This is a genomic window from Paenibacillus violae (genome assembly GCF_032461945.1).
GTDB classification, from domain to species: domain Bacteria; phylum Bacillota; class Bacilli; order Paenibacillales; family NBRC-103111; genus Paenibacillus_E; species Paenibacillus_E violae.
In genome coordinates, this window is the sequence record NZ_JAWCUD010000028.1 from 1 (window position 1) to 8,296 (window position 8,296).

The window sequence follows — 8,296 nt, forward strand, 5'->3', positions numbered from 1 at the left end:
GTAGTCTCCTTTGGTTTTGTTTTTGGATCCGACGCTGGCCAGCATCAGGGAACCATAAACATCATACCAAGGAGTCTTTTTATTTCTCAAATCTCGTATTTCCTCATAATAGGAATGCTGCCCTTTAGTTTAACGAAAGCAGGGAGCAGCTGCCGCGTGGCGGGCTACTCCCTGTATGATTACGCTAACGTTATCCTTTAGCTTAATGATTAATTATGCATCGAAGCGTGAATACGGTGTTATGCGATGCTGCTACTTCTTGAAACACTAACAAATGTCTTATACAACGATCTTAATTTCTTAGTCTTCATAAAAAAATAATTCTATATCCTTATCACTAATAAGCTTGTTATTTCTTATGTATTTCGTTAAATCTACTAAAAATTCTTCACATAATGTAGTGTACTTCATAATAAATTCTTCTCTTCCTATAGTTTCATAAGATTTAACCACTAAGACTTCTTTGTGAGCCCTCTTTATAAATAAAGCTACTCCTAAATAATTCTCACTCGTGAACAATGCAATTGAGTTATTAATAAAACAAACAAGCCTATATAAAGGCGAGCTCATTTGAAGTGCATCGCTCATATCATGTAGCTCCACCGAATTTAGTTTCTTAAAATGATTTTGTATAACTTCTAGATTTACCAAATGTTTTCTCACTCCTTTTAAGCGGTTTCGCATAACGTCTTATTTACGAACTTTCGCAAAAATTCCATCCATGGAGTATTCGCCGAAGTAATTAAACTATCCTGCCCGTTAGTTGAACGGATCCCACAGAAACGAAAATAGACGATGGATCAGATCCATCGCCATATAAATTGCATCCTACTTCTTAATTCTATATTGCATCATCCGGATCAGGAGAGTTCACTCGATTCACGATCCTTCAGCCTGATCATCTTCAATCTGGCACGATGGAGTCTGGATTTCACAGTGCCCTCTGAAATGTTAAGAACGGCCGCCATTTCCTTCGCAGAGAGTTGATAATGAGCATGCAAAATCAGAATTTCTCGATACTTGGGAGGCAATGAAATTACTTTTTTCCATAAATCGTTGGCATAAAGTTTCTCCATAGCTTCGTTCTCAGCGGATTGTGAGGTTGCGGTAGACTGAATAAAGCCGACGAGGGTGACTTTACGCCAGAATGCTTTGCGTAAATAATCATAAGCGGTATTGTGCGTTATGGTGAGCAGCCAAGTCTTCACTGAAGCTTCGCCGCGGAATGTCGTCAAATTGCGATATACCTTTAGGAAGGAATCTTGTGTAATGTCATCGGACAAATCCATATTACGGCAAATACTAAATGCATAATTCCAAACATCATTTCCGTAGGCATCCATTAAATTGCGAAGGATCGCCTTATGATCGGTTGTTTCAGACACATACTCCAAATATTTAAACACATGGACACTGGTCGTCTCCATACTCTCACCTCTCTGAATCAGATAAGCCATTCGGAATTTACATTCCATTGTAGACTCTAGTTCTCAGGTTAGGGGCTTACTGTATTTCACCCACCAAAACATAGAGAGAACATATTTTTTTATTGAGATTTTAATATTACCCTAAACAATCGCAGAGAAAGCATTTTTTACTGCTTATTTCTTTAGTCGGTGTGACTGCCAGAAGAAGGGCATTTGGGATTGTATGTAAACGTGAATTCTCTGATCTCGATGCCATCTCGGACTGGGATAGTTATCGGGAACGATACTTTTATGGCCTGCATTTATAATCTGCCGATGTACCCTCGATTGTTCAAAGCGAGCCAACACGACGCGATTTCTTGGTTTCTTGAGTTTTTGGGTTTCAGGAATTTCTTCACTGGTTTCTGAAAGGAAAGCTACCAAATTTATATACAACGAAATGGATATTGAACTTGATGGCGTTCCGATTTACCTGATCGGGTAAGGAAGCCAAACGTTATCGCCGCAAGTGACGATGTCCCGCCAAAATCGGAAAGCGAGAATATTCGACTTTCGAATAACGACTTATTAAGCAACAATTTGGGAGAAACGTTTCCTTACTACTTATTCTAAACCAAGCTTATTGAATCCCTCTAAATCGTTTATTAACAAAGTATAAACTCCTGTCTCCTCTGCCATCGTACAAGATTTAAGAAATTGTTTTGTGCTGACATTTATATCTTTTTTTGTTCATGTGATTGTTCTTACGTGAGCACCTAATTGTCGGCAACTGGACGATATTCTAGACATTGAAAAATGACAAGAATGTGTTCCGATACAATAAAAAAGCCGCCATTTTGGCGGATATTAATCGGACTATACTCTTGTCACTCGACAATATTTTTCACGTTATTGATCATGTGGTGGCAGGGAACATCGGATGCTTGCAGTGAAGTAAGCCACTCATCAATTACGATTTTCTTTACTTCCTTCGTGAACATTCGAAATGCTACTTACGAATGCAACCCATTCTGTTTGCCCAGTGATGATCTGCTCCTGTATTTGCATCAAAGTACCTTTTTAGTTAAACACCGGTTTTTCAGGTTACTTAACTTTTCAAGTTTTCAATTATGCCTTTAGCTATTACTTTATTTGTAGTTAACTCAAATTTCATTCCAGGTTTGATTAAATGATTCGGTGCCTCTTCTTTATCGTGGAAAAGTAAATACAAGTCTGCAGTTGTTTCTCTTTGAGTATTTGGTGATTTGTGAAATTCAATTACTGCACTCCATAAGCCATGAATTAGCTCCCTATCTTCTTCAAAGATAATATGTGATGAGAAGGTTCTTACTGGAATAATACTTTGCCCGCCTTCTTCCTTTGTCAGAAAAAATAACTTCGCTGTTCCTACTGTCTTCAAATCTTTATCAACGCCATCACTATGTTTATCAGCTTTACTCTCTCGACGTATAATGAATATTAAGAATCCGAGACCAACCGTAGCAAAAGCTGCGAATATACAACCGAATATTAGCATGAAATAGTCCATGTCCATAAATTTATTACCTCTGTTGGTTTTGACCTTGGATTTCCAATAGTAAATTATCACTACATATAAAACAACACATTCAGGCAAGTTACTGATGCAGAACTCTGTTGAACTATAGCTCCTCATTATCTCAATACAATGGCACATAAATACGGTAAGTAATGGTATCAATTAAAAAATCCGGTCCAATACATTTCCCATGTGAAGAAGATAGATGCTCAATTTGAATGAGACATTAGATTGTAAACGACAGCTCTTAATTAATCTAAAGTTCTTTCTCTGTTATCCATTGCCACTTATCTGAGATATGTATTAAAAATCTTTCTGCTTGTTCCTTATCAACCACATCTATATTTAAACTACATCTAGTCACAAACCATTTGTCAATTTTCCAATATGCTTCGTTACTTAGTACCTTATAAGAACAATTAATTGCGGAGTTGGTACACACATTCTCAATGATTTCCCCCTAAAATAAGACGGACTTTTACTCCAATTGTATCACACTTCTATTTAAACTAAACTGTTGGGTTACGTCTTCTCCCCACATATCCATTCCATGTAAAAAACATCCCCACTCACGTTTCTGGTCTTCGTATCCCAACACTTCTATTACCTCTGGTTGCCCTATATCCCTACAAGCAGCTCTGCTTTTTCGTGTATATTTTTAGAAAGTTTATCCCATGACTTGTTTAACCCTTAATACTGATGTATCCGCATGTACTTCATGAAACAGTTCTCATATATACGAACCCTAAGGGTATAAATGATACAGTCATGGATAAATTATAAAGGCATAACCAATATTTTCAATTTTTACTACCCTCTTTGTAAGGATGGTGTTTATGTTTTGGAAGAAGCTTAAGATTGGACACCATTTTGAGAAACCTGAACCTCAGAATACCGTCCTAACGATAGATTCATTTAGACAAATTTTGGCCAACATGGACGATGCAGAAATCATCGAACGCAGGACCAATAATGATCAAATGGTGATGTTTCTCTACATAAGAACATTAATTGACCAAGAACGCTTAAATGAATCCGTTATCGAACCGCTGCTCCACTGTGATCTTGAAGAAATAAATGAATGTATAGCCACAGCTAAGGTATCCAGAATTGTCACGATGGAGGAAGGTCAGCAGAAACTATTAACGGGATCCATCCTTCTCTATGAACCTATGAAGAATCAGTGGTGGGCAGCACTTCTTCCAAATCCATTGACTCGCGCCATCGAAACATCGGAAACCGAAACCATTATGTTTGGACCCAAGGACAGCTTCAGTGAGCAAATCGATCAAAATGTGACAATGATTCGCAGACGGCTTCCATCGACATCTTTAAAATCAGAAAGGTTTTCTGTCGGTTCTGTAAGTAAAACAGAGGTTGTCATGATGTATATGGAAGGGGTAACCAATCCCGAATTTATTTCCATTGCAAGAAGTAGACTATCTACCATTGATTTTGATGTTTTTATGGATTCGTCCCATGTTGCGGCATTCATGGAAGATCATTATCATAGTATATTCCCGCAATTTCAACAAAGCGACCGCCCGGATCTATGCGCTTTCACTTTATCGATGGGAAAAATTACTTTTTTAGTAGCCAATACACCATTTGCGTTAATGGCTCCTATCACATTTTTTCATCTATTTCAATCTCCAGAGGATTACATTAATCGCTGGCTGGTTGCCAGTTTTTTGCGGCTGCTGCGATATGTAAGCTATGTACTTTCGTTAATATTAGTCCCGATCTATGTTGCGTTAGCCACGCATCATTATCAGATGCTCCCGATGCAAGTTCTTTTTGTATTATTAGAATCTAGAACCAAATTGCCGTTTACGCCATTTTGGGAAGCATTTTTAATGCTGCTTACCCTGGAGATCATCAAAGAAGCAAGTCTTAGGATGCCCACAAAGTCGGGTCAAGTACTAGGCGTAATCGGTGGCATTGTCGTAGGACAAGCTTCCGTTGAAGCCGGTTTTGCAAGCAAAATATTAATTGTTTTAGTAGGTGTTACGGCTATCGCTTCGTTTCTAGTCCCTAATTATCTCGTGACAAAATCAAACACACTGCTTCAATTCGCTTTCCTTTTCCTTGCCAACTATATCGGAATGTTAGGAATAGTATTCGGGATAATTGTTATTCTTGTCCATTTGAATAGCCTCACATCTTTGAAACAACCATATTTTGCCCCCTTAGCTCCTCTTTACTGGAGGGATTGGTTAGATCTTTTCATTCGGGGTCCTTTCCATTGGATGAAGGAACGTCCTGAATATTTACATACCCTACAGAAATGGCGAACCAGTCAAAGGAGAAAATAATGTGAAGGCATCTTCCTTATATGAGAGAACGGCCACGTTTGGCGGGATCTATGTCTTTTTCATGGCCAACCGAAGTCAAATGCTATATTTCGTCTTAGTCACTCCTTCCAAATTGGTTTATCCCTATATGCTTTGGGCATTAATTGCCGTGGGGATTTTATCACAATTGAATATGATCTTGATTGCAAAATGGTTTTCATCAGACATTTCCACCAAAGGATATCAAGGATTCGTTCAACTATTTGGAAAGCGGACGGTTCGTGTTTTGGCCTTCGTTGGTCTGTTTTTCATTTTTGCTAAAATATATGTAAGTACACTGGGGACTGTGGAAGTGATTAATAGTGTCATCTTCCCTTCCATGAATCCTTTGTGGTTGATTTTATTTCTCTTTGGGATTTGTTTGTACGCGGCCTCTCGAGGAATGACGAATACGATACGCTTTGTCGTTATTGCCTTTTTTGGTTCCGCTTGGATGATTTTATGTTTTATTCCTTTCTTCTTCCCATCGATGGCGTCACTTCACGATTTATATCCCTTGATCCCCACAGACTGGTCGACAGTCTCCTGGAAGAATCTTTTATTCATTTGGCAAGCCTTCTCGGGACCGGAGTACTTGGTCTTTATTGGGCCGTGGTTAAACCAAAAACAAAAGATGTTGAAATATTTGACATTTGCTAATACCGCGTCTGTCTTTGAGTATTTGATTATGTTTGTTGTTTCCTTATTATTTTTTAGTTCCCAATACTTGAGCAAAAGCAGATTTCCGGTAACGGACCTTATTCGTTATCTGCAAACTCCTGTTTTTGAGCGAATTGATATCATTTTAATTTGCCTGCAAATGTTTTATTATGTGTGGGCCATTTCCATTTATTTCTTATGGTTCTACGGGGCTATTCGAATAGTTTCAGGAAGATTAAACGAACAGAGCGATCGAATTGGTTTTATAACCTGTTGGATCATGATTTTAATAAGTACGATTATTCTAGACAAGTGGTTAGGTGAAACTGAACAGAACCCTTTGATAAACCTACAGATTTGGTTACGGGCATTTACCTACTTGTTCATCCCAACCTTCCTTCTGATTGCTTGCAAACGAAAGGGGCTTATCTAGCATTGAGGCTGTTTAAACATACGATGTTCCTCGTCATAATGAGCAGTATGCTATGGATGATTGGATGCTCCCCATTTGTAGATAACAATCAGATCGAAGAAATCTCCCCTGTGATTTGGTGGTCAATTACTGAGGGTGCAAAAGGGAAGCTAAGAATAAGCACACTGGTACCACCCATATATTCTGAACCAAAAAAAATGCTTACCCAAGAAGTCGATCTATTGAAGGACGGAGGAAAGGATTTTAATTTAAGCTATTATCGGGAAGTAAAATCAGGACAACTTCGTATGGTATTTATTGAACAAGAACTGGCGAAAAAAGGCATTACATCACTTATGAACACTTTATTTACGGACCTTGATATTTCTCAACGCCTTTATATCGTCATCGTCAATGGAAGCTTTGAAGATTACATTAAAAATCAAATAAAAACACAAGACATTCCCGGCTATTTTCTTTATCGTTTGCTTAAACACTATGAAAGTAAGAAACAAGGAGACATGACTATTGTAAATCTACATCAATTTATGAAAAGGTACTATTCACCATACTCCGATCCAGTCGCACCTATTTTCAAGGTCGATAAAGAACTTTTTATCTACGAAGGAACTGCCTTCTTCAAAAACGATAAACTGCAAACGAACATCAATAAGAGAAATGAACAAATATTCCAACTGATTGATAATAATCATCACCTTAAGGTCCTTACCATCCCAGAGTTATCAATAACGATGGGGAATGTCACTTCCAAGACAAAGATGAAATTAAATCTCGACAACTCAACATTATCTCTCAACGTCGAGCTCAAAGGTCGAATTGAAGAGTACCGTGGAAAGGAAGATATAGACAACCTTGATCAATTAGCGGTTATTCATCAACAGATAAAATCGCTTTTCGAAAAACAAACAACAGAGTTGCTAAAGAAAATGCAAAAGTCGGAAGTGGACCCTCTGGAAATAGGTACTCTTACACTAGGTCCTTTTTTGAAGCCCATGAGCGAGGATGAATGGTCTACTCTCTGGGCGAACGTGAAATTTAACGTTACATATGAGCTTCATATTCAACCTTTGACGAATGTACGAAAATAAGCTTGCACAAACACAGAACGAGAACCATCTTCTTAACGGTTCTCGTTCTGTGATATTTTCCAATGCAGGCATGCTGGCATTCTTGTTGAACTATTCTGCCTTTAGCGGGGAAAAGGGAGCCACTTTCACCTAAAGCAAAAACGATATATTCTTCATTATTTCGAATCCCTCCTTCCACAATAAGTGTGATATTGGTTAAATGCTGGTTTTTATTGGGCCCTGGTAGCCAACAAAATAAAAGAAACCGCAACAGCCTAAGCTAATGCGGCCAAGAATTTTTACCAGTTTTCACTTCCATAGTCTTGATTATCAAGTTCATTTATAAATACCGATACCCACAGTACCATATCGTTAACAGGATCAGTTTCAATGTATAGACCTTTATTGTTACAATAAACTACCTCAAAATCATCATATTTAAAACTAGGTACAATTCTTAAGACATAGCCATATGCATCCCGATTTTTATCCCGTAAAACAGTTAACCAATAATTAGATTGAACCGAAGGTCAATCTAATTATTATATATTTCATATTTTATTAAAAACTTACCTAGCAGCTTTGTCTTTACTTCTTCTTTAGTAGCTGCCACGATGGCAAGCTACTCCCATATCGTTAAACTAAGTTCACCGCTAGCATAATCGAAAACGTTCAAAAAAAAAGAAAAAAAGACTCCACTTTTATAGTGAAGTCTGTGTGCTTGGCAACGTTCTACTCTCCCAGAACCCTGCGGTTCAAGTACCATCGACGCTGGAGGGCTTAACGGTCGTGTTCGAGATGGGAACGCGTGGATCCCCTCCGCCATCATCACCAAACAG

General features: G+C 38.2%; 6 protein-coding genes and 1 rRNA gene. 3 read left to right on the plus strand and 4 right to left on the minus strand.

Going from position 1 to position 8,296, the window contains the following annotated elements:
• Positions 1 to 300 precede the first annotated feature (300 nt).
• The 3 genes from RQP52_RS36140 to RQP52_RS36150 form a co-directional block, all read right to left on the minus strand.
• Entirely contained in the window at positions 301 to 588 is a 288-nt protein-coding gene (locus RQP52_RS36140) for a hypothetical protein (RefSeq protein ID WP_315956278.1), read from the minus strand.
• A 272-nt stretch (positions 589 to 860) separates the two neighbouring features.
• Positions 861 to 1,427, minus strand: a complete 567-nt coding sequence (locus RQP52_RS36145; RefSeq protein WP_315956279.1) for an RNA polymerase sigma factor — start codon at positions 1,425 to 1,427, stop codon at positions 861 to 863.
• Between the two features lie 1,087 nt (positions 1,428 to 2,514).
• Positions 2,515 to 2,943, minus strand: a complete 429-nt coding sequence (locus RQP52_RS36150; RefSeq protein ID WP_315956280.1) for a hypothetical protein — start codon at positions 2,941 to 2,943, stop codon at positions 2,515 to 2,517.
• 857 nt (positions 2,944 to 3,800) lie between these two features.
• Between RQP52_RS36150 and RQP52_RS36155 the strand changes: the two genes are divergently transcribed.
• Genes RQP52_RS36155 through RQP52_RS36165 form a run of 3 tightly spaced genes read left to right on the plus strand, consistent with a single transcriptional unit; the run spans position 3,801 to position 7,478 of the window.
• Positions 3,801 to 5,279 carry a spore germination protein gene (locus RQP52_RS36155; protein WP_315956281.1) on the plus strand — a complete coding sequence of 493 codons (1,479 nt, stop codon included), beginning with the start codon at positions 3,801 to 3,803 and terminating at the stop codon, positions 5,277 to 5,279.
• Between the two features lies 1 nt (position 5,280).
• A complete protein-coding gene (locus RQP52_RS36160) occupies positions 5,281 to 6,390 on the plus strand; it encodes a GerAB/ArcD/ProY family transporter (RefSeq protein WP_315956282.1) in 1,110 nt (369 codons plus the stop codon).
• Positions 6,391 to 6,413: 23 nt separating this feature from the next.
• Entirely contained in the window at positions 6,414 to 7,478 is a 1,065-nt protein-coding gene (locus RQP52_RS36165) for a Ger(x)C family spore germination protein (RefSeq protein ID WP_315956283.1), read from the plus strand.
• Between the two features lie 698 nt (positions 7,479 to 8,176).
• Here the strand turns inward: RQP52_RS36165 and rrf are convergent.
• Positions 8,177 to 8,293, minus strand: a 5S ribosomal RNA gene (gene rrf, locus RQP52_RS36170).
• Positions 8,294 to 8,296 lie beyond the last annotated feature (3 nt).